The sequence below is a fragment of the Catellatospora sp. KI3 genome, from assembly GCF_029948125.1.
Taxonomy (GTDB): domain Bacteria; phylum Actinomycetota; class Actinomycetes; order Mycobacteriales; family Micromonosporaceae; genus Catellatospora.
The window spans coordinates 101,191-123,017 of record NZ_JASAMB010000022.1; the positions used below are offsets into that span (position 1 = coordinate 101,191).

Sequence of the window (21,827 nt, forward strand, 5' to 3'; positions counted from 1 at the left end):
ACGTTGTGGACCGGCGAACTGTGGGGTGGGTGTGCAGCCGTATCGCGAGTCATTGGGGGCGCTGATCGCGAGTCGGCGACGGGAACTCGGTCAGAGCCAGGATCGACTGGCCGACCAGCTGTGTGCCGTCGTCGGCAGACCGACCTTCACCAAGAACGAGATCTCCCGCTACGAACGGGAGGAGCGCCTGCCGACCGGCGACATCCTGCGCGCGCTGGCGGAAGTGCTCGGCTTGTCCATCAGCCGCCTCGAAGCGGCGGCCGCGCTGACCCGGAGGCTCCGGCGGGCGGGCGCCACCGCGAAGCGACTCGACCGAGGGACTCCATCGGGCAATCTCGACGGTACCGTGGAGGCAGGCGGGCTGCGTCCCGAGGAGGTTGAGACGGAACGGCGAGAGCTGTTGCGAAGCGGGGTTGCGGCGAGCCTGGTAGTTGCAGGCTGGCCGGTCTCCGCTGGCCCGCATCTTGACCTGCCCCGCCGGATCACGCTCGAGCATGCCGCTGAGCTACGCGACACCACGAGCCTCTATCGAACCTGGGTGAGCCGCCATGGTGGCGGCGGCCTCGGCCGCCACGTCTCCGTGCTGCTTGAGCGCGCCGCCGTGATGCACAGTGCCGCATCCGGCGAGTCTGTACGTCAGGCACTGCTGGAACGCATCGCGGACATCGCGGGCCTGGGTGCGTACGTCGCGAGAGATGTCGAGGACCACGACAACGCCCAGCAGCTCTACGGCCTCGCGTTGCAGGCCGCCCGAGCGGCAGGCGATCCCCGGCTGGGCGGCCACCTGATCGCGCGGATGGCGGGCCACAACATCGAGATGCGCCGCCCCGACGACACCCTCGACCTGCTCGACGGGGCCCGCCGCGCGGCCAGGTCCGTCCTAGGCCCAGCGGAGCGCGCCAATCAGCTCTGTATCGAGGCATGGGCAAACGCCCAGCGCGGCGACGCCCAGGCGGTGGCCCGATCGGTCGGCCAAGCGGAGGAGGAGTTCAGCCGCGCGGGAGGCGGTGCGGCACACGACTGGGGCAGCCAGCACGTGACCGAGGCGGAGCTGTACAGCCTGACCGGCGCCGCCCACGCCGACCTGGCCAGGTCGAACCCGCGCTACGGCGAGGAGGCGGTGCGGCGTCTCCGCCGGGCGATCAGTCTCCGCGACCCGGCGCAGGCCCGCAACCGGACTCTCGACCTGGTCAGCCTGGCCGAGGTCTTGGCGGTGTCGGGCGACCGCCGCGAGGCGACCGTGTACGCGGGCCAGGCCGTCGCCAACGTCGAAGCCATCACCTCAGCCCGCCTCAACCGCCGCATCGTCGATCTCAGCCGCCTGCTGGGCCGAGCGCCGCAGCCGTCCTGAACTCGCGCGACGCCTCGATCATGAGCGGGCACGATGGGCGCCATGAGATCACGCCCGACGCTGTACGTCATGATCGGCCAGCCTGGTGCGGGTAAGACGACCAGGGCTCGCGAGCTGGAACGCGACCACGGCGCACTGCGGTTCACCCCCGACGACTGGATGATCCCGCTGTTCGGTGAGCCTGAGGCCGACGGCCGCCGTGACATCCTGGAGGGCCGCTTCGTCTGGCTGGCCATGCGGGCCCTGCGCCTGGGCACGAACGTCATCCTGGATTTCGGCGTATGGACGAAAGCCGAGCGCTCCGCCCTCCGCCACCTCGCCGCTCAGGCCGGCGCGGACTGCGTCCTGGTCTACCTCCCGATCGACCCGCCCGAGCAACTCGCCCGCGTCCAGTCCCGCCAGGCCACCGACCCCGGCTCGACCTTCCCCATCACCCCCGCCGACCTGACCGAGTACCGCCGCCTGTTCCAGGCTCCGGACGGCGCGGAACTGGCTGGTGAGCATGTCGAGCCACCTCCGACGGGCTGCGCCGACTGGGCCGCGTGGGCGGCAGGACGCTGGCCGACCTCGCTCGGGTGACGGGGCGGACCTCCGGCGCCACGCTTAGGTACAGGCAGGAGACATGATCCGCGCCCGATATCCGAGGGCTGGTCGGCGCCATGGTGTGCCGTGGCAGCCGACCGAAAAGGGCTGATCGGCCAACGCCGACGCCGACGATTCGTGCATCTATGTCTCATCGTCGGACAGTGATCAGGCGTGTACGGCGGGTACGGTTCGCTGATGTCCGATGCAGAGTTCCGGGTTGGTCCCGGCGTGCCCATGCCTAGCGACCCTCATTTCATGCCGCCGACACCGATGCAGCCGAGGAAGCGCAGAACGGGTCTCCTCATCGGCCTTGGGGCGTTTGCCGCCGTCGCGGTGATAGTGGGTGCGGGACTGCTGGTGTGGGTGATGCTCGACAAGACTCCGGTAGGTGAGGCCGCAGCCGCGGTCACTCAGTCGCCGCTTGAGAAGGCTGCTAGACAGTGCGCCAACGGCAACCGCTTCGTGACCATTGGTGACGGCGGCAAGACGCTCATGTTCAACACTCAGGGTGAGGAGCGCGACGGCGTCAGCATCACGACGCTTGAATGCTTCCTGCGGGAGCTGGAAGTCAGCGACGCCATCATCGCGGAGATCGATACGACCCGCGCCCTTGACGGTCGCCAGACCGGAGACTGGGGCGACTATCACGGCTCATGGACATACCATCCTGACAACGGCCTCCAGATGATCGTCACGATGAAGTAGCTTGCCACGCGAGCCGTATGCATAGCGGGCCACGAGAGCAGCTTGCTTAACCGACCAAGGCTGCATACCGATGCGACGTCCGCCGTGCGAGAGCTACCCGGATCCGGACCGTTTGCTGGCACCCGTCGTCCGCGTTGTGTCCCCTGGCTGCGGGTTCCTACCCGCCGGTTCACCTCGGCCAGGTGATCACGGTGCCGGGGTGGGGACACGCCGCCGAGCATGTCCATAAGTTCATGATCAACCGGGGCGGGCGGGGGCCCCGGGGTCAGAAGGTGTGGAAGGTGCGGATCGGCATGCGGGGGCCGTATTTGGGGGCGCCGAGGCCGGATGCCTCGATCAGGTGGCAGACGCGGCCGCGGTGGCCCGCGAAAGGGGACAGGAGGTCCAGCATGCGGGCGTCGGTGCCGCGGGGTTCGCCGGCCAGGGCGTAGCAGACGAAATTGGGCAGGTGGAAGTCGCCGACGCTGACCGCGTCGGGGTCGCCGTGTACGACCGCCGCCGCCTCGGCCGCCGTCCACGGGCCGATGCCCCGGATCGCGAGCAGCCGTGCGGTCAGCGACGCGCTGTCGGGGCACGCCTCCAGGCGGGCGGCCTGGGCGGCGACGCGGCACAGCGTGTCGGCGCGCTTCTGCTCCAGCCCCAGCGGGTGGAACTCCCAGTACGGCGCCGCCGCGATGTCCGCCGGGTCAGGCGGCAGGTACAGCCGCTCCACCGGGCCGGGGGCGGGGCCGCTGAACCGGCGGACGATCGCCGCGTACGCGCGGTAGGCCTCGGTGCCGGTGACCTTCTGCTCGCAGACGGCGCGCAGCAGCCGGGAGAAGGCCAGGCCGGTGGCGGGCAGGCGCAGCCCGGCGAAGTCGCGGGACAGCCGGGCGACCAGCGGATGGGCCTGGGCGAGGGTGCCGAAGCCGGTGAGGTCGTCGTGCAGCCCGGCGATGGCGTCGGCGCGGTCGAGCAGCCAGGCGGCGCCCGGCCCGTACCCGGTGGTGATCAGCTTGCCGCCCGCCTTGCGCAGGCCGAGCGTGCCGGGGCCCTGCGGGGTGCGCGCAGCCAGCCAGTAGACGCCGTCGACCCAGCGGCTGCACGGGTCGTGTCGGCCGAGGCTGAGCTGCGCGAGCGTACCGGCGATGTCGTATCGCTCGGGCAGCTCCCACTCCTGCGTCACGCCCTCGAATCTGCCACCCGCGCCCGCCTTACCGCAGGTCGGGGTCTGCAGTTTCGGGGAAAGTGCAGGAATCCGGCGCATGATTCGTGCACTTTCCCCGAAACTGCACCTACCCCGCCGCCGCAGGCCCGGCGGGCCCGGCGGCGGTGCGCTGGGCGGCGATGACCAGGGAGCGGTGCAGGAGCTTGCCGTCGCCGAGCAGGTGGCGCAGCTTGCGCTCCAGGCCCGCGATCGGTACGAGGTTCTGCGGCGCCCGCGGGTCCTTGTACGGCAGCGACGCGAACCGCGGAATCGTCGCCGTCGACAGCTCCGCCAGCTCGACAGCCTCGTAGTCGGGCACCTCCGCCGAGCACTCGACCCGCACGATGCCCGCCCACGGCGACCCGCCCGCGTGCGGCAGGCGCAGGTACCAGGTGAGGCGCTCGTACACGCCGGTGATCCGGAAGACGGGCGTACGCTGCCCGGCGCGCAGCGCCGCGACCACGCTGATCAGCCGGTCGGGCAGGTACTGCTTCTGCTGCGTCTTGATGTAGCCCAGCGTGCGCGGCAGCGCGTCGCGGCTGCGCAGCGGCCCGTCCACGATCAGCAGGTCGCCGTCGGTGCGCAGCTGCCGCGACACCGCGATCTCCAGCTCGGTCAGCGCCCCCTGCACCCGGTTGGACAGGTCGGCCTCGTCGGCGCCGACGACGGTCTGGGCCGTGTAGCGGGCGGCCTGGCCGCAGTCGACATCGGCGGCGGCCTCGGCGGCGGTGAACAGGCTCCGCTCGACCTTCACGCCGGTGACGCTGGCCCCGGCGCGCTCGCAGCGCACCACCCCCGCCGCGTACGAGCAGGCCAGGCCGGGGCGGGTGACCCCGTCGGCGTCCTCGATCCAGAGGCGGGCGTCGGTGCGGCGCACGCCGTCGACGAGCAGGACGCTCTCGGGGGCGGCCAGGCCGGGCGGCGTGTCCAGGGGACGCCACGCGCCCACCGGGAGCTCGATCTCGGCGTCGAGCTTGGCGGAGCTGGTCTCGGCCGGGCCGCGTTCGGCAGCGTCGAGGCTGGTGCCGAACCCGGGATCCCAGGCGTCCACATGGAACTTCATGACAGTCTGTGTACCAGAATCCGGCTAACCCAGCCTTTCCACTCGGGCTGTTCGCGCATCCTTCGTGATCTCGAAACGTACCGGAATGCGTTCTGCCAGGGCCTGCACGTGCGTCACCACCCCTACCATCCGGTCGCCGCTGGCGGCCAGATTCTCCAGAGTCGCGGCCACGGTGTCCAGGGTGGACGCGTCGAGGGTGCCGAAGCCCTCGTCGAGCATGATGGACTCCAGGCTCGCCGTCGGCGACAGGCCGCCGAGCTGGTCGGCCAGCGCCAGCGCCAGTGCCAGCGACGCCTGGAACGTCTCCCCGCCCGACAGCGTCCGCACCGGACGCCGCAGGCCCGCGTCGTGGTGGTCCACCACGTAGAACTCGCGGTCGTCGTGGATCAGGTCGTACTGGCCGCCGGAGAGTTCGCGCAGGATCGCCGACGCACCGTCGACCAGCGCGTCCAGCGCCTCCTGCAGCAGCCACGCCTCGAAGTTGTTGGCGCGCAGGTGCTGGGCCAGCGCCGTGGCGACCTGCCGGTCGGCCTCGACCGCGGCCCGCTGCGCCCGCAGCGCCTCGGCCTGGGCCCGGCGCTCCAGCAGCACGTCGTGGCCGCTCACGGCCCGCTCGACCGCCACGGCCGCGTCGCGCTGGTGCGCGCCGGGGCGGGGGACGGGCAGCTCGGCGGCGGTGAACAGCTCGTCGAGCGCCGCCTGCGCGGTGGCGGCCCGGTCGCGGGCGGCGGCCAGCCGGGCCCGCTCGCCGTCGCGTTCGGCCTGGGCGGCGCTCGCCTGCTCGCGGGCCCAGCCGGCCAGGGCGGCCCAGGCCGCGGCCAGGTCGTCGCGGTCGGCCGGGGGCGGGGTCAGGGCGGCGACCGTGTCGCGTACGCGGTCGAAGTGCTTCCACGCCGCGGCCAGCCGCTCGGTCGCCTGCTGCGCCCGGCCCGCCGCCGCGCGCTGGGCCTCGCGGGCCTCGCGCAGGCGGCCGCGCGCCTCGGCCAGCTCGCCGCGCAGCGCCTCGACCGACGCCAGGTCGGCGCGCAGCGTCGGGACCGGCGCGGCACCTTCGAGCAGCCGGGCGACCTCGGCCGAACGACGGGCGAGTTCTTCCCGGCGGACCGTGGCCTGGTCCAGGCGCTTGGCCGCCTCCAGCACCCGGCGGTCCAGCTCGGCGCGGCCGGTGCGGGCAGTGGTCAGGGCCTGCTCGGCCTCGGCGACGACCTTCTTGGCCGCGTTCATCGCGGGCTGGTCGGGCATCGCCGGGACGGTGGCCACGGGCTGCGTGCAGACCGGGCACTCGTGCCCGGCGACCAGGTCGCGGCGCAGCCAGGCGGCCCGGTCGGCGGTCTGCGCGACCAGCATCGCCTGCTGCGCGCGGTCCAGGCCCTGCTGGGCGGAGTGCTCGCGCTCGGTCGCGGTCCGCTGGGCGGCCAGCGCCGACTCGTGCACCTCGCGGGCCTGCAGCGCGGTCGCGTCCAGTTCGGCGAGCTTCGTCGACAGCTGCCCCGACTGGACGTGCGCCTCCAGCAGGCTGCGCAGCACGGTCGGGTCGGGCGCGTCGTCGAGCTGCGTACGCAGCTTGTCCTCGGCCTCCTCGGCGGTGCCCGCGGCCACGGCCGCGTCGGCGGCGGCGGTCGCGGCGGACCTCGCCGCCCCGGCCAGCGTCGCGGCCTCGGCGGGGGCGACGACCGAGGTGAGCACCGTCAACCGGCGCTCGGCCGCCGTCGTCGCCTCGGCGACCAGCTCGACCTCGCGCTGCGCCTGGGCCAGGGCGGGCAGGGCCGCCTCGACGTCGGCGCTGAGCTTGCGCGCGGCGTCCACCCGCTGCTCGGCGGCGGCCAGGGCCTCGTCGGAGGCGGCGGCGGTCAGCTCGGCCAGCACCGGCTCGGTCGCGGCCAGCTTGCCGTTGGCCTCGGCGACCAGCGCGGCGGCCTTCTCCCTGACCTTCTCGTACACGTCCAGGCCCAGCAGGCGGACCAGGATCTCCTGCCGCTCGGCCGGGCGGGCGTGCAGGAACGCCGCGAAGTCGCCCTGCGGCAGCACCACGCACTTGGTGAACTGGTCGTAGGGCAGGCCGACCACGTCGGCGACGGCGTGGTCCAGCTCGGCCGGGGTCCCGGCCAGCGCCTCGCCCAGCTCGTCGAGCAGGTCCTCGCCGTCCAGGCTGGACGCGTCGAAGCCGGGGGACAGGGCCTGCAGTCCGGCGGCGCGGGTGGCGACGCGGCCCTTGCCGTCGCGGCGGACCACCCGGGTCGCCGCGTACCGGGTGCCGCCCGCTTCGAAGATCAGCCGGACCGCCGCCTCGGACGCCGACGGGGCCAGCGCGTGCGCGACGCTCTTGCCGCCGCCCCAGCGCGGGGCGGTGCCGTACAGCGCGAAGCAGATCGCGTCCAGCAGCGTCGACTTGCCCGAACCGGTCGGGCCGACCAGGGCGAAGAAGTCGCAGTCGGTCAGGTCGACCGTGGTCGGCTCCCGGAACACCGTGAAGCCGCGCAGGTCCAACCGTAGAGGGCGCATTACCCGCTCACCTCCGTGTACAGCCGCTCGAACAGCGCGCGGGTGGCCTCGTCGGCGTGGCCGCGGTGCTTCAGGTAGTCGGCGAACAGCTCCGGGGCGCTGCGGCCGGTGTGCCGGGGGCGGGCGTTGCGGGTGGCCGCGTCCGGCAGCATCGAGGGGTCGACGCGGATCTCCAGGGCGCGCGGGAACAGCTCCTGCACCTGCTCGCGCAGGCCCGCGCGGGGCGGCTCGGCGACGTACACCCGCAGCCAGGGCTCGTCGTCGAGCTGCTCGGCCATGACGGCCAGGTCGGCGAGCGTGCCGCGCAGCGTACGCAGCGGGACCGCGTCGGTCAGCGGCACCGTGCGCGCCTTGGCCGCCGTATGCGCGGTGACCTCGACGATCGTCACGCTCGGCCGGTTCTCCTCCTCGCCGAAGTCGACCGCGATCGGCGAGCCGCTGTAGCGCACCGGGCACGGGCCGGGCAGCAGCTGCGCCCGGTGCAGATGCCCCAGCGCCACGTAGTGGGCGTTGGACGGGAACACCGTCGCGGGCACCGAGTAGCCGAGGATGCAGTGGGCGTCGCGCTCGCCGCCGCCCATGGTCCCGCCGGTGACGGTCAGGTGCGCGGTGACCAGGTTGACCGTGTCCGGCTCGGTGAACGCCTCCTGCGCCAGCCGCGTCAGCAGCCGCGCCAGGTGGTCGGCGTACGTCGCCTGCGCCTGCGCCTCGGTCAGCGAGAACATCTCCAGCGCGCGGATCGCGTACCGCTGGGACAGGAACGGCAGGGCCACGCAGCGCCACTTCTCGCCGCCGGGCGTGATGCCGGAGACGATGTGATCGGCGGGGTGCTCGCTGATCCGGCCGCGCAGGATGATCCCGGCCGCGTCGGCCCAGGAGCGCAGCGCGTCCAGGGCGGCGCCGTTGTCGTGGTTGCCCGCGATCGCGACCACCTCGGCGCCGGTGGCGCGCAGCGCGCTGAGCGCCCGGGTCACCACCTTCGTCGCCTCCGGCGAGGGCGCGGCCACGTCGAACAAGTCACCGGCCACGATGATCAGGTCAGGGCTCTCGGCCTTCGCGACCTGGACCACCGCGGCCAGGGAGGCGATCTGCTCCTTCACGCGCGAGCGCCCCTTGAGCACCTTGCCGACGTGCCAGTCGGAGGTGTGCAGGATCTTCACTGGCGGCCCTCTCAGAAGGGGATCTCGTCGTCGGACATGCCGTTGCGGGCGCCGGAGCCGACCACCGCGAACGGGTCGGCGGCGCTGACCAGGCTGGCCATGGTGGCGCGGGGCGCGGGACCGGCCTCGCTCGGCCGGGTCGCCCAGGCCGGGAACGGGAACTCCACCGCCAGCGGCACCGGGATCTCCGGCTGGCCGACGAACATGGTGCCCGGCTTGGCCAGCAGCACCCGCTGGCGCTGCGCGGGGGGCAGGAAGCCGTACTCCGGCCGCCCGGCCTCGGCCGGGTCGAGGCGGCCGACGACGCGGATCGCCGAGTTGCCGACGATGCGCCGCTCCACCTCCGAGGCGGTCTGCTGGGCGCCGATCAGCACCACGCCCAGCGAGCGGCCGCGCTCGGCGATGTCGAGCAGCACGTCCTTGATCGGGCTGGAGCCGTCGCGGGGGGCGTACTTGTTCAGCTCGTCCAGGACCACGAACAGCAGCGGCTTGGCCGAGCCCGCCTTCTCCTTGCGCTCGAACTCGGTCTTGAGGGTGACACCGACCACGAACCGCTGCGCCCGGTCCGGCAGGTTGTGCAGGTCGACCACGGTGACCTGGGCGCTCTCGGCGGTGGAGATGTTGTGCGCGCGGCGCTCGGGCAGGTCGCCGCGGATCAGCCGGGCCAGGTCGCGCTTGCTGTTGATCAGGCGCCGGGCGAACGCGTTGATCGTGCCCACGCCCACCGAGCTGCCCGCCCACACGCCGCGGGTGTCCTCGTCGTTGAGCTGCTCCACCAGGTGGTCGACCAGCTGCTCGTAGCTGGACAGGCGCGAGCCGTCCAGCGAGATGCCGCCGTCGGTGGGCACCGCGTGCTTGGCCAGCTGCGCGGTCACCGAGTGGACCACCATCGTGTACTGCTGGCGCTCGTCGTCGGCGTCGGCGAAGACGTACGGCAGCAGCCGGTCGGTGCAGAACTGGGCCAGCGTCCAGTAGAACGGGTCGACGCCGGTCAGGCGGCTGGCCACGTCCGGGCTGCCCGACGGATCGCCGGCCCGCGCCGGCGCGAACACGCTCACCTGCGGGAACGGCCCCGCCTCCAGCCCCAGCTTGTGGTACGCCGCCCGGGTCTTCTCGTCCAGCCGGGTGTTCTGGTGGTCGAGGAACAGCAGGTCCTCGCCCTTCACGTTGAAGATCAGCGCCTTGGTGTTGACCGCGTCGCCGCCGAACACCCCGGACCGGAACACCGAGTAGAGCAGGAACGTCGCGAAGCTGGTCTTGGTGGCGACGCCAGAGATGCCGGAGATGGACACGTGCGCGCCCCGGCTGCCGTCGAGGAAGTCGGCGTTGAGGTAGACCGGCATGCCGTCGCGGCCGGTGCCGATCGGCAGGCGGCGCTGCATCCGGTCGAACGACAGCGCCCCGTCGCGCGCCTCGCCCTCGGCCCGGTAGGCCACCGAGCCGGGCAGGGGAGGCACGTACACCTCCGGGTCGACCCGGGTCACCGTGACCTCGGCCGCCTCCTGCACCTGCGCCGGGAGCATGCCGTCGGCGATGGCGAAGACGTCGGAGTCGAAGCTCGCGCCCTCATGGCGGGCGCGCACGCTCGTCACCACCCCGGCGATGGTGACCATGCCCTGGTCCGGCAGTGGCCGCTGGGTCACCACCACATCGTCGAGCTGCAGGTATGACCCGTCTGCGACCGCGACCCAGAAGGTCAGCGGGCTCGCGTCCTCGGTACCCAGCACCCGTCCGACGGGTGTGCCCGGCTGCTGTCCACTCACCCGCACGACCCTAGCGGTCACCGGCGACAATGCCAGCCTCACAACCCCGCGTCAGTGACCGACGACGCCGAAACTGTCGCCCCTCCGACGCAACCGGTGGCGACCGGGCGGGCCTGGACACCTTGCGCCATGATCGCTACTCGCGGTCAGAAAGTGCGCTTTCAACACGGGTTCTGACCTGCAGTAGCGATCATGGCGAGCTCTGTCCGCCGTCTCCGCTCCCGCCCGCCACCCGCTCCGGCCCGCCACCCGTGCCCGGCGCCGCAGCGTCGACCACGCTGCGTCTCGGGGAGAGTGCACGAATCGCGACGTCCATTCCTGCACTTTCCCCGAAACCCTCGCGGAGGCGCCCGACTGGTTCGTCAGCGCGGCGGTGGCGGTGGGGGCGGGGGTGACAGCGGGGTGTCCGCCTGGACCAGCAGCTGCCAGTCGCCGGTGACGTGCTCGGGGATCACCGTGATCGTGACGCCTCCGGGCTTGCCTGCGTCGTAGACCGGGCCGCCCAGGTAGCAGGTGAACACGCGCAGCTCGGCGTCGTAGCCCCACCACTGCGCGGACTGGAGGTCGACTCCGTCCAGCTGGATGCGCAGCGACCCGGGGGTCACCGACTGGGCGATGAACGAGTAGCCGTCCCTGGCGTGCACGGTGACGGTCCGCGGGCGCAGCGGGTCCTGCGGGTCGCTGCGCAGCCACAGCAGGGGGTCCCAGACCTTGTCCGTGACCGGTCTGCCTTCGGGGGTCAGGCCCTCCCATCCGGCGAGCAGCTGCCTGGCGTCGGCGGCCGCGCCCAGGACGGCGGGCCGGTCGGGCAGCGGATAGGCGTCGTAGGGCACCGGCACCCCGACCGCCATGGCGATCGTCGCCCCCGGCGGGAACGCCGTGTTCTTCTGGGTCTCGCGGTCGGCCGCGATCACGCGGAGTTTGACGCTCATCTCCTGCCCCTGCTGCTCCGGTTCGATCTGCCAGCTCAGGACCAGGTCGTCGCCGCCGCAGGAGCCGCTCTGCCGGACCATCCCGTCGACTCCCAGCTCACCGCGCAGCTCCAGGCCGGCCGCGCCGGTGCAGTCGGTGAAGACCTTGAACGGGCTCAGGCCGGGCGGAGTGAAGGTGAGCGTGAGGCTGTTGATCCCCGGCTGCGAGCGGGTGGTGGCGATGATCCGGGTGCCCTCGAGGTACTGCGGGAACCCGGCGCCGGGGCCCGCGGGCTGGGACACCCCGCCGTCGCGCAGGGCCGGGACGAGGCCGTACCCGATGGCGCCGAGGGCGACCACGGCGGCGAGGACGCCGCCGATCCGCCGGTTGCGCCGGACGGCGATCCGGTGGCGCAGGTCGGCTAGGCGCAGGTGCTGGGCCAGGTCGGCGGGCGGGGCGGAACGTTCGTCCATCAGTTCCCTCAGATCGATCATCGCGTCGCTCCCTCCAACATCAGCGAGTCGTCCAGGCGCAGCTTGGACAGGGCCTTGGCGTGCTGGCTCTTGACGGTGCCGACGGACACGCCCATGGTCTCGGCGATCTGCGCCTCGCTCAGGTCGTCGAAGTAGCGCAGCACCAGCACCGCGCGCTGGCGGCGGGGCAGTCGGCTCAGGGCCCGCCAGATCTCGTCGCGGGCGGCGACCGCGTCACCTGGGTCCGCGGTGGCGGCCTCCGCCGGCCGCTCGGTCGGCTGCTCGCCGTGCCAGCGGCGGCGCCACCAGGTCGAGTACGTGTTGATCAGGATGCGCCGCACGTACGGTTCGGGGTCGGCGTCGACCCGGCGCCACGCGCTCCACGCCTTGGCCAGGCTGGTCTGCAGCAGGTCCTCGGCGAGTCCCCAGTCGTGGGTGAGCAGGTAGGCGGTGCGGAGCAGGCGTGGCGAGCGGGTCGTCACGAAGTCCGCGAAGGTGTCGCTGCGCGTCACCGGTCCTCCCAATGGATAGGTCGCCGGTAATACCAGTCGATCCGGTCCCAGGGTTGCCCGGCGTACGGAAGGCGCGCACGGCACCGCCCGGGGCCGGCGGATGCTGGGACGCCGGCCCCGGGCGGTGGACTTCCCGCGCTCAGCTGCCCTGGTCGAACTTCTCCCAGGTGCCGATCGCGGTGCGGTTGGCGATGAGCGCGGCCGCTCCCGCGTTCTCCGCCACCACGTACTTGCCGTTGGCCTGGGCGCGCAGGCTGATCGTGCCGTCGCTGTTGACGATGCGGGCGAACGTCTCCCACGGGCCGACGGCGGTCCGGTTGGCGATCAGGGGGTTGGCCCCGGCGTTGTCGGCGCAGACGTACTTGCCGTTGGCCCGGGACTTCAGCGCGATGTTGCCGCCGCCCAGGTCGACGATGTCGTACCGCTCGGACAGGGTGGCCGCGGTGGTGGCGCCGGCTATCAGGTTGCCGGTGCCGCCGCCGGGGGCGGTCACGAACTTGCTGTTGGCGCGCGCCTTGAGGGTCGCGCCGGTGACCGGCGGCTGCGAGGTGGGCGTGCAGTCGGCCGCGACCGAGCCGGCCGCGATCTGCAGGCCGCCGAGCAGCATCTTCGTGAAGTTGGTGTCGGTGTAGCTGGCCTCGGTGTGGCCGAGGCCGGTGTACCAGGAGCGCCCGCCGCCGTAGTTCTGGCACCAGGTGATCGGGTGGTCGCCCATGGTGCCGCCGGTGTACGACGCCTCGTTCAGGTTCATCAGCACCCGCACGTTGGGGCGGGGGTTGGTGCGGTAGTTGTACCACTCGTCCGAGCGGCTCCAGGTCGACGGCAGGTGCGCCGTCGAGGCGTTGACCGGGGTCTCCACCCGCACCTGGGCGGTCTGGATCGCCGGGTGGGAGGAGAAGTACGCGCCGACCAGGCCGCCGTACCAGGGCCAGTCGTACTCGGTGTCGGCGGCGGCGTGCACGCCGACGTAGCCGCCGCCGGCGGCGATGTAGTTCTGGAACGCGGTCTGCTGGGTGGCGTCGAGGACGTCGCCGGTGGTCATCAGCCACACCACCGCCTGGTACTGGGCCAGGTTGGCGGCGTTGAACTGGGTCGCGTCCTCGGTGGCGGTGACGGTGAAGCCGTTGGCCGAGCCGAGGGCCTGGATGGCGGCGATGCCGTTGGGGATGGACGAGTGCCGGAAACCGGCGGTCTTCGAGAACACCAGGACCTTCGTCAGCGGCGCCGCCGCTGCCGGGGTCGCCGGGCCGACCAGCACCGTCGCCACCAGGGCGACGAGGGCGGCGGCCAGGGACAGGAGGCGTTTGCGCATGTGCCCGCTCCTTCGCGCGGAGGTGCCGCGGTCGGCCGGGCGCCGGCCGCGACGGGAGGGGGACACGCCGGTCTGGCGGCCTGGGGCAGGGCCGGGCAAGGGGGTACGCGGCGACGCAGACACGGAGCATCCTTCATGCCGTTCGCGGGGGTCGCCCGCGAACCGGAGCCGGGTCGCCGATCCGAGGCTCCAGGTGGACATTGACATCCGTGAAACATCCTATACGGATCTTGGTCGTGAACGGAAGAGCGGCAGCGCCGCCCCGGCCAAGCCGATCGCGAAGTTATGCCCTACTTTAACCGTTTCTTCTGTCGCCCGGAGGTGCAGTATCGCCAGGCGGAGGCCAACTTTTGCTAGATCCGAAAAAACTATTGCTCTCTATCTAGAAACTTTTAGTTGAACCGATCTAACATGGCCGCTACTTAGGCGTAACAGGAGGCCCTGTGCGTACCGGACTTTGGCTCATCGGAGCACGTGGTGCCGTGGCGGTGACCGGCATCGTGGGCGCGCTCGCGGTCCGGGCCGGCCTCGCGGAACCGACCGGCTGCGTGACCGAACTGCCCCCGCTGCGCGACGCTGCGCTGCCCACCCTCGCCGACCTCGTCATCGGCGGCCACGACGTCGTCGAGCTCGGCCTCGACAAGAAGGCGCAGGCGTTGGTCACCGCCGGCGTCCTGCCCGCCGCCATCGTGGCCGCCGTCGCCGACGACCTGGCCGCCGTGGAGGCCGAGCTGCGCTGCGCCCCGCACGGCGCCACCCAGCACGAGACCGCGGTCCGCATCGCCGCCGACCTGGACGAATTCCGGCGGCGCCACGCCCTGGCGCACGTGGTGGTGGTCAACGTCGCCTCCACCGAGGCGGCGGCGGTGCCGCACCCCGCGCACGCCGACCCCGAGGCGCTGGCTGCCGCGCTGCACACCGAGCAGGTGCTCCCGCCCAGCTCGCTCTACGCGTACGCGGCCTTCACCGCCGGGTGCTCGTACGTGGACTTCACCCCGTCGACCGGGGCGCGGCTGCCCGCGCTGCACGAGCTGGCGCTGCGGGCCGGGGTCGCCTACGCCGGGCACGACGGCAAGACCGGCGAGACGCTGCTCAAGTCGGTGCTGGCGCCCATGTTCGCCATGCGCAACCTGCATGTGCGCTCCTGGTCGGGGACCAACCTGCTCGGCGGCGGCGACGGGGCCAACCTGGCCCGGCCCGACGCCAACGCGGCCAAGGTCGCCAGCAAGCAGCGGGTGCTCAAGGAGACGCTGGGCTACGAGCCGGAGGGCCACACCCGCATCGACTACGTGCCCGACATCGGCGACCTGAAGACCGCCTGGGACCTGATCACGTTCAGCGGGTTCCTGGGCAGCCGGATGCGGCTGGAGTTCACCTGGCACGGCTGCGACTCGGCGCTGGCCGCGCCGCTGGTGCTGGACCTGGCCCGGCTGACCGCCGCCGCGCACGCGCACGGGGTGTCCGGTCCGCTGCCGCAGCTCGCGTTCTTCTTCAAGGACCCGCTCGGCGACGTCCCGCACGGGCTGGCCGACCAGTGGCGTGACCTGTGCGCATGGGTGGGGGGCTGGGATGCGGCTGCGTGACCTGGCCGAGCTGGTCCGCGCGCCCGCCGCGCTGTCGGTGCCCGGCGACGCCGTCGCCGGGGCCGCCGCCGCGGGCAGCCTCGACGGGCGCACCGCCGGGGTCGCCGCCGCCTCGGTCTGCCTGTACTGGGCCGGGATGGCCGCCAACGACTGGGCCGACCGGGACCTCGACGCGGTCGAGCGCCCCGAGCGGCCGATCCCGTCCGGCCGCGTCGCGCCGAACACCGCGCTGGCGATCGCGGGCGGCCTGACCGCCGCCGGGCTGGCGCTGGCCGCCGCGTCGGGCGGGCGCCGCACGCTGGGCACGGCCACCGCGCTGGCGGCGGCGGTCTGGGCGTACGACGTGCAGGCCAAGAACACCGCCGCCGGCCCCGCCGCGATGGCGGTGTGCCGGGGTCTGGACGTGCTGCTGGGCGCCAGCACCGGCCGGATGCGCCGCGCGGTGCGCCCGGCGTTGACCGTCGCCGCCCACACGTACGCGGTGACCGCGCTGTCGCGGCGCGAGGTCACCGGAGCCGACCGGTCGCTGCCCGCGCTGACGCTGGCCGGGACCGCCGCCGTCGCGTACGCGGCGTCCGGTCGGCGCGGCTGGGCCCCGGTCGGCCTGGCCGCCTGGTACGCGCTCAGGTTCGGGCGGGCGCAGCGCGACGTGCTGCGCGATCCTGCCGCCGGACGCGTGCGCGCCGCGGTCGGCGCGGGGATAACCTCGCTGCCCGCACTGCAGGGCGCGCTGATCGCCGCGTCGGGGCGGCCGCTGGCCGGGGCACTGGTCGCGGCCGGTGCCCCGGCCGGGGCGAAGCTGGCCAGGGCGGTGTCCCCGACATGAGCATCCGCTGGGGGTACGGCACCAACGGCTTCGCCAACCACCGCCTCGACGACGCGCTGGCGATCATCGCCGAGCTCGGCTACCAGGGCGTGGCGCTGACCCTGGACCACGGCCACCTCGACCCGTACGCCCCCGACCTGCGCGCCCAGGTCGACCGGACCGCGCACCGGCTCGCCGAGCTGGGCCTGACCGTGGTGATCGAGACCGGCGCCCGCTACCTGCTCGACCCCCGGCGCAAGCACAGCCCGACGTTCCTGCACGACGACCCGGCCCCGCGGCTCGACTTCCTGAAACGGGCCGCCGACATCGCCGCCGACCTCGGCGCCCAGGCGATGTCGTGCTGGTCCGGCGTACGCCCCGCGCACGTGCCCGAGGCCGCGGCCTGGGACCGGCTGGCCGACGGCGTGGCCCAGGTGCTGGAGCACGCGCGGCAGCGGCAGGTCGTGGTCGGCTTCGAGCCGGAGCCCGGCATGCTCGTCGACACCCTGGCCACCTGGCGCGAGCTGCGCGACCGGGTCGGCGACGGGCTCGGGCTCACCCTCGACATCGGCCACTGCCGGGCCAACGAGCCCGCCGACGTGCCCGAGTGCGTCCGGCAGGCCGGGCCGCACCTGGTCAACGTGCAGATCGACGACATGGTCCGGGGCGTGCACGAGCACCTGGAGTTCGGCGAAGGTGAGATCGACTTCCCGCCGGTGCTGCGGGCGCTGGCCGACACCGGCTACGACGGCCTGGTCGCGGTCGAGCTGGCCCGGCACTCGCACGCCGCGCCCGAGGTGGCCGCCCGGTCGCTCACCTTCCTGCGCGCGGCGCAGTGGCTCGGCGACGCCCTCGCGCGGGTGCGCCGCGACCCGGCGGCGCTGGCCGTGCTGCTGCCCGCCGCCCGGCGCCACGTCGGCGCCGACGGTGCCGAGGGCGCCCGGATCCGGCTGCTGCAGGCCACCCTGCTCTCGCCAGAGCAGGCCACCGACCTGTACCGCTACGGCGACAACGACGAGAAGCGGGCCGTGCTGCGCGCCTGGCCCTCGGCCGAGCTGCTGCGCGACGCGCTGCGCAGCAACGACACCCGGCTGGTCGCCGCCGCCCTCGGCCAGGGCGCGGAGCTGCTCAGCGACGCCGAGTGGCGCCAGGCCGTGCTCAAGAGCGTGTTCATGGGCCTGCCGCTGGCGCAGGTGCACGACCTCGACCGCCGCGCCGACGCCGAACTCGGCCGGATGCTCGACGGCCTGCGGCGCGAGCGTGAAGCCGCCGGCCGGACCATGCCCGCCGACGCCGTACGCCTGCTGGAAAGGCTGCTGTGATGCGCATCTTCGACCCGCACATCCACATGACCTCACGCACCACCGACGACTACGCGGCGATGGCCGCCGCGGGCGTGCTCGCCCTGGTCGAGCCCGCGTTCTGGCTCGGCCAGCCGCGTACCAACCCGGGCTCGTTCACCGACTACTTCGACGCGCTGCTGGGCTGGGAGCCGTTCCGGGCCAGCCAGTTCGGCATCCGGCACCACTGCACCATCGCGCTGAACCCGAAGGAGGCCAACGACCCGCGCTGCCGCGAGGTGCTGCCGCTGCTGCCGCGCTACCTGGCCAAGGACCGGGTCGTCGCGGTCGGCGAGATCGGGTACGACTCGATGACCCCCGACGAGGACGAGGTCTTCGCGGCGCAGCTCGAAATGGCCGTCGACGCCGACCTGCCGGCCCTCGTGCACACCCCGCACCGGGACAAGCTCGTCGGCACCCGGCGCAGCATCGACGTGGTCAAGGAATCCGGCATCGAACCCGGCCGGGTCGTGCTGGACCACCTCAACGAGCTGACCGTCGCCGAGGTCGCCGCCTCCGGCTGCTGGATGGGCTTCTCGATCTACCCCGACACCAAGATGTCGCCGGACCGGATGGTCGCCATCCTGCGCGAGCACGGGCTGGAGCGGATGCTGGTCAACTCCGCGGCCGACTGGGGCAAGTCGGATCCGCTGCTCACCTTGCGCACCGGGGAGGCGATGCTGGCGGCCGGGTTCACCTCCGACGACGTGGACCGGGTGCTGTGGCGCAACCCGGTCGAGTTCTACGGGCAGTCCAAGCGGCTGGACCTCGACGGGATCAGCGACGGGGCGACGTACGCGGGCAACTCGATCCTGCGCGGGGGGTCGTGATGCGGCTGCGCAGAGCCGACGGCTCGACCGTGCACCTGGCGTACTGCACGAACGTGCACCCGGCCGACGACCTGCCCGGGGTGCTGGCGCAGCTGGACCGCTTCGCGGTCCCGGTACGCGAACACCTCGGCGCAGACCTGCTGGGGCTGGGCCTGTGGCTGGCCGCGCCGGTCGCGTCCGCGCTGGCCGCCGACCCGGCGCTGCGCCGCAAGGTGCGCGCCGAACTGTCCGCCCGGGGGCTGGAGACGGTGACCCTCAACGGCTTCCCCTACCAGGCCTTCCACGCACCCGTCGTCAAGCACGACGTCTACCGTCCGGACTGGACCGATCCGCGCCGCCTGCGCTACACCCAGGACCTCGCGATCGTGCTGGCCGACCTGCTGCCCGACGACGCGGCGCGCGGCTCGATCTCGACCCTGCCGCTGGCCTGGCGCGAACCGTGGGACCGGCCCCGCTGGCAGGCCGCGCGGGCCCAGCTGCGCGCGCTGGGGCAGGCCCTGGCCGACAGCGACCGGGAGATCCGGGTGGCGCTGGAGCCGGAACCGGGCTGCGTGGTGGAGAACATCGACCAGGCCGTGGCGGCGCTGTCGGGGGTCGGCAGCGACCGCCTGGGCATCTGCGTCGACCTGGCCCACCTCGCCTGCGCCTGGGAGGACCCGCGCGACGCGGTGGCCAAGCTCGAAGCCGCCGGGGTGCCGGTGGTGAAGGTGCAGGTGTCGGCGGCCCTGGAGGTCGAGGACCCGCAGAATGCGGCCGAGGTGCTGGCGACGTACGCCGAACCCCGGTTCCTGCACCAGACGCGCAGCGCGGGCGGGGCCGTCTTCGACGACCTGCCGCAGGCGCTGGCCTCCTCGGCGAACGGGCCGTGGCGGGTGCACTTCCACGCCCCGCTGCACGCCGCCCCGCCCGCCCCGCTGGCCGCGAGCACGCCCGTGCTCGTCGAGGGCCTGGCCGCGCTGCTGGCGGGCAGCTCGTGCGACCACTTCGAGGTGGAGACGTACACCTGGGAGGTGCTGCCGAAGGCGGCCCGCCCGACCGACGACGCCGGGCTGGCCGCGGGCATCGCCGCCGAGCTCGCGTACGCCCGTGCCCAGATGTCGACGTGTGGGGTGAGCTGAGATGGACCGTCCCGTGGTGGTGCTCGACGTGGTCGGGCTGAGCCCGCGCCTGCTGGCGCACATGCCCCGGCTGCGCGCGGCGTTCGCGACGGGCGCCACCGCCCGCCTCGACCCGGTGCTGCCCGCCGTCACGTGCAGCGTGCAGGCCAGCTTCCTCACCGGGCTGACCCCGACCGACCACGGCATCGTCGGCAACGGCTGGTACTTCCGCGACCTCGGCGACGTGCTGCTGTGGCGCCAGCACCACGCGCTGGTCCAGGGCGAGCGGGTGTGGGACGCGATCCGGCGCGCGCGCCCCGGCTACACCGTGGCCAACATCTGCTGGTGGTACGCCATGGGCGCCGACGTCGACTGGACGATCACGCCGCGGCCGATCTACCGCGCCGACGGCCGCAAGGACCCCGACTGCTACACGGTCCCGGCGGAGCTGCACGACGAGCTGCCGGTGTTCCCGCTGTTCACGTACTGGGGGCCGGGGGCGGGGATCGCGTCGTCGGCGTGGATCGCGGCCGCGGCCGTACACGTGATGCAGACCCGCGACCCGGACCTGACCCTGGTCTACCTGCCGCACCTCGACTACGACCTGCAGCGCTTCGGCCCGTCCGGCCCGGAGGCGGCCAAGGCCGCCGCCGAGCTGGACGAGGTGCTCGGCCCGCTGCTGGACGCGGCCGCCGCCCGGGGCGCCGCCATCGTGGCCCTGTCCGAGTACGCCATCACCGACGTCTCGAAGCCGGTGCACGTCAACCGCGCCCTGCGCGAGGCCGGGCTGCTGCGCGTGCACACCCAGGACGGCATGGAGTACCTCGACCCCTGGACCTCGCGCGCCTTCGCCGTCGCCGACCACCAGCTCGCCCACGTGTACGTCCGCGACCCCGCCGACACCGCCGAGGTCGCCAAGCTCTGCGCCGGGCTGCCCGGCGTCGCGCAGGTGCTCGACGAGGCGGGCAAGGCCGAGCACGGCCTGGCCCACGAGCGCAGCGGCGAACTCGTCCTGCTCGCCGAGCCGGACGCCTGGTTCACGTACTACTACTGGCTCGACGACGCCCGCGCGCCCGACTTCGCCACCCACGTCGAGATCCACCGCAAACCGGGCTACGACCCCGCCGAGCTGTTCTTCGACCCGGCCGGGCCGGGCGCGGCCAAAGCCCGCGCCGCCAAGGCACTGGTACGCAAGAAGCTGGGCCTGCGCTACCGCTTGAACGTGGTCGGCCTGGACGCCGGAGCCGACGCGGTCCGGGGCTCGCACGGGCTGCTGCCGCCCTCCGACCAGGATGCCCCGGTGCTGCTGTGCACCGAGGCCGCCGGGCTCGGGCAGCGCATCGCCGCGACCGAGGTCAAGGCGCTGCTGCTGCGGCTGGCGGGGGTGGCAGAGTAATGACGCTGGCCCCGGCCGTGCCGACGCTGCCCGCGCGGGTGGACGCGGTGCTGGCCCGGTTCCTCACCGCCCGCGCGGTGTTCGGCCGCGACGAGGACCTGCGCGACCTGCTCGCCGTCATCCGCCGCTTCGTCCTGCACGGCGGCAAGCGGCTGCGCCCGGCCCTGTGCTACTGGGCCTGGCACGGCACCGGCGGCACGGACGGGCAGGACGAGGAGGCCGTCGTCGCCGGGGCGGCGCTGGAGCTGTTCCACTGCTTCGCCCTGATCCACGACGACATCATCGACGCCAGCGGGTTCCGGCGCGGCCGCCCGTCGCTGCACGAGGAGTTCGGGCAGCGGCACGCCGGTCAGGGCTGGGGCGGCGACGCGGCGGCGTTCGGCCGCGGCGCCGCGATGCTCTGCGGCGACCTGTGCGCGATGTGGGCCGAGGAGCTGCTCGCGGCCTGCGGCGCCGCGCCCGACCGCCTGCGCGCCGCGCAGTCCCTGTTCACCCTGATGCGCGCCGAAGCCATGGCCGGCGAGTACCTGGACCTCCTGGGCACCGCCACCGGCCACCGCCCGTCCCCGCCTCCGCTTCAAGTTGCCGGGCAATCGGGGGAGACAGTGCCCCCTATCGCCCCGATCGCCCGGCAACTTGAGCGAGGTCGGGGCGAGGGGCCGGATTCGCGGCGGGTGCTGCGGGTGGTGCGGTTGAAGACGGCGCGGTACTCGATCGTGCGGCCGCTGCAGATCGGGGTGGTGCTGGCGGGGGCGCAGGAGCGGGCCCTGGCCGCGTGCGCGGCGTTCGGGGAGCCGCTGGGGCGGGCGTTCCAGCTGCGCGACGACGTGCTGGGGGTGTTCGGCGATCCGGTCGAGACCGGCAAGTCGGTGCTGGACGACCTGCGGCAGGCCAAGCCGACGATGCTGCTGGCCGAGACCTGGGCGCGGGCGGCGGGGTCGGACCGGGAGGTGCTGCGTACGCATGTGGGGGAGCCGGAGCTGGACGAGGCGGGGGCGGCCCGGGTGCGGGAGGTGATGACCGGATGCGGGGCGCTGGCGGCGGTGGAGCGGCGGATCGGCTCGGCGCACCGGCGGGCCCGGTACGCGCTGGCGGCGTGGGAGTTGACGGAGCAGGCGCGGCGGGAGCTGTCGGGGCTGGCCGACGCGGCCGTGCGGCGATCTCGTTGATAAACCGAAATTTCATGGTGTATCGAGTTACTTCCGATCACGACTGTAGATCCTATAGGATATTTCATAGATGTGATTCCGGA

The 21,827-nt window shown here is 73.3% G+C and carries 18 protein-coding genes; 10 read left to right on the forward strand and 8 right to left on the reverse strand.

The window, feature by feature from the left end; genetic code table 11:
- Window positions 1-25: 25 nt before the first annotated feature.
- The 3 genes from QEZ54_RS29015 to QEZ54_RS29025 all read left to right on the forward strand — a co-directional run bounded on the left by QEZ54_RS29015 (window position 26) and on the right by QEZ54_RS29025 (window position 2,641).
- The gene (locus QEZ54_RS29015) at window positions 26-1,351 is read left to right on the forward strand and encodes a helix-turn-helix transcriptional regulator (RefSeq protein ID WP_281307916.1); all 1,326 of its coding nucleotides are present in this window, start codon (window positions 26-28) and stop codon (window positions 1,349-1,351) included.
- Window positions 1,352-1,393: 42 nt separating this feature from the next.
- Window positions 1,394-1,930: an AAA family ATPase gene (locus QEZ54_RS29020; RefSeq protein ID WP_281307917.1), complete on the forward strand. Its 537-nt coding sequence runs from the start codon at window positions 1,394-1,396 to the stop codon at window positions 1,928-1,930.
- 201 nt (window positions 1,931-2,131) lie between these two features.
- Entirely contained in the window at window positions 2,132-2,641 is a 510-nt protein-coding gene (locus QEZ54_RS29025) for a hypothetical protein (protein WP_281307918.1), read from the forward strand.
- A gap of 265 nt (window positions 2,642-2,906) precedes the next feature.
- On the opposite strand, the gene QEZ54_RS29030 is transcribed toward QEZ54_RS29025, so the two are convergent.
- From QEZ54_RS29030 to QEZ54_RS29065, 8 genes are all read right to left on the reverse strand, one after another.
- On the reverse strand, window positions 2,907-3,806 hold the full coding sequence (locus QEZ54_RS29030; protein ID WP_281307919.1) for a DNA-3-methyladenine glycosylase 2 family protein: 900 nt from the start codon (window positions 3,804-3,806) through the stop codon (window positions 2,907-2,909).
- 109 nt (window positions 3,807-3,915) lie between these two features.
- Window positions 3,916-4,890, reverse strand: coding sequence for a hypothetical protein (locus QEZ54_RS29035; RefSeq protein WP_281307920.1), 975 nt, complete (start codon window positions 4,888-4,890; stop codon window positions 3,916-3,918).
- 24 nt (window positions 4,891-4,914) lie between these two features.
- Complete coding sequence (locus tag QEZ54_RS29040; RefSeq protein ID WP_281307921.1) at window positions 4,915-7,392, reverse strand: SMC family ATPase; 2,478 nt, start codon at window positions 7,390-7,392, stop codon at window positions 4,915-4,917.
- Window positions 7,392-8,552, reverse strand: coding sequence for an exonuclease SbcCD subunit D (locus QEZ54_RS29045; RefSeq protein WP_281307922.1), 1,161 nt, complete (start codon window positions 8,550-8,552; stop codon window positions 7,392-7,394). Before QEZ54_RS29045 ends, QEZ54_RS29040 begins: the two co-directional genes overlap by 1 nt.
- An 11-nt stretch (window positions 8,553-8,563) precedes the next feature.
- Window positions 8,564-10,315, reverse strand: coding sequence for an ATP-binding protein (locus QEZ54_RS29050; RefSeq protein ID WP_281307923.1), 1,752 nt, complete (start codon window positions 10,313-10,315; stop codon window positions 8,564-8,566).
- 362 nt (window positions 10,316-10,677) lie between these two features.
- Complete coding sequence (locus QEZ54_RS29055; RefSeq protein ID WP_281307924.1) at window positions 10,678-11,721, reverse strand: hypothetical protein; 1,044 nt, start codon at window positions 11,719-11,721, stop codon at window positions 10,678-10,680.
- A complete protein-coding gene (locus QEZ54_RS29060) occupies window positions 11,718-12,212 on the reverse strand; it encodes a SigE family RNA polymerase sigma factor (RefSeq protein WP_281307925.1) in 495 nt (164 codons plus the stop codon). Before QEZ54_RS29060 ends, QEZ54_RS29055 begins: the two co-directional genes overlap by 4 nt.
- A 139-nt stretch (window positions 12,213-12,351) precedes the next feature.
- A complete protein-coding gene (locus tag QEZ54_RS29065) occupies window positions 12,352-13,524 on the reverse strand; it encodes a ThuA domain-containing protein (RefSeq protein WP_281307926.1) in 1,173 nt (390 codons plus the stop codon).
- A gap of 443 nt (window positions 13,525-13,967) precedes the next feature.
- Between QEZ54_RS29065 and QEZ54_RS29070 the strand changes: the two genes are divergently transcribed.
- Genes QEZ54_RS29070 through QEZ54_RS29100 form a run of 7 tightly spaced genes read left to right on the forward strand, consistent with a single transcriptional unit; the run spans window position 13,968 to window position 21,744 of the window.
- Window positions 13,968-15,107: an inositol-3-phosphate synthase gene (locus QEZ54_RS29070; RefSeq protein WP_281307927.1), complete on the forward strand. Its 1,140-nt coding sequence runs from the start codon at window positions 13,968-13,970 to the stop codon at window positions 15,105-15,107.
- Complete coding sequence (locus QEZ54_RS29075; RefSeq protein ID WP_281307928.1) at window positions 15,094-15,933, forward strand: SCO3242 family prenyltransferase; 840 nt, start codon at window positions 15,094-15,096, stop codon at window positions 15,931-15,933. The genes QEZ54_RS29070 and QEZ54_RS29075 overlap by 14 nt, the downstream gene beginning before the upstream one ends.
- A complete protein-coding gene (locus tag QEZ54_RS29080; RefSeq protein WP_281307929.1) occupies window positions 15,930-17,234 on the forward strand; it encodes a TIM barrel protein in 1,305 nt (434 codons plus the stop codon). The genes QEZ54_RS29075 and QEZ54_RS29080 overlap by 4 nt, the downstream gene beginning before the upstream one ends.
- The gene (locus tag QEZ54_RS29085; RefSeq protein WP_281307930.1) at window positions 17,234-18,082 is read left to right on the forward strand and encodes a TatD family hydrolase; all 849 of its coding nucleotides are present in this window, start codon (window positions 17,234-17,236) and stop codon (window positions 18,080-18,082) included. The genes QEZ54_RS29080 and QEZ54_RS29085 overlap by 1 nt, the downstream gene beginning before the upstream one ends.
- Window positions 18,082-19,200, forward strand: coding sequence for a metabolite traffic protein EboE (gene eboE / locus QEZ54_RS29090; protein ID WP_281307931.1), 1,119 nt, complete (start codon window positions 18,082-18,084; stop codon window positions 19,198-19,200). Before QEZ54_RS29085 ends, eboE begins: the two co-directional genes overlap by 1 nt.
- 1 nt (window position 19,201) lies before the next feature.
- Window positions 19,202-20,575 carry a nucleotide pyrophosphatase/phosphodiesterase family protein gene (locus QEZ54_RS29095; protein ID WP_281307932.1) on the forward strand — a complete coding sequence of 458 codons (1,374 nt, stop codon included), beginning with the start codon at window positions 19,202-19,204 and terminating at the stop codon, window positions 20,573-20,575.
- On the forward strand, window positions 20,575-21,744 hold the full coding sequence (locus QEZ54_RS29100; protein ID WP_281307933.1) for a polyprenyl synthetase family protein: 1,170 nt from the start codon (window positions 20,575-20,577) through the stop codon (window positions 21,742-21,744). The genes QEZ54_RS29095 and QEZ54_RS29100 overlap by 1 nt, the downstream gene beginning before the upstream one ends.
- Window positions 21,745-21,827: the final 83 nt, after the last annotated feature.